This window comes from Acetobacter pomorum (assembly GCF_002738225.1).
GTDB lineage: Bacteria > Pseudomonadota > Alphaproteobacteria > Acetobacterales > Acetobacteraceae > Acetobacter > Acetobacter pomorum.
Genome location: NZ_PEBQ01000124.1, coordinates 1 through 250, shown reverse-complemented (window position 1 = coordinate 250; position 250 = coordinate 1). Strand labels below are relative to the sequence as shown.

Sequence of the window (250 nt, the reverse complement as noted above, 5' to 3'; positions counted from 1 at the left end):
AACAGAAATCACATGCATTAGCCGCTTAAATCAGATAAAAAACGTCTCCACAAAACCCGGGGCAATTCACTTTGTCCGCTGAGGTTCGTGACGAAGCCGCCACGACAGGCAGAGCTGCGCGCGGCTTTGCCTCCTTTGACTGGATCACAAAGGACAGCTGGACGCGCCGCAGGCGGGTCGTGGCCAAGGCCGAATGGCGCCACGGCAACCGCTATCATCGCTTTATTGTCACCACGCTACCGCAGGGAAT

Annotated in this window: 1 pseudogene; it reads left to right on the top strand. The window is 56.4% G+C overall.

The features are described 5' to 3' along the window. Positions 1 to 68: 68 nt before the first annotated feature. A pseudogene (locus CSR02_RS08925) lies at positions 69 to 250 on the top strand (transposase); the annotation flags it as partial.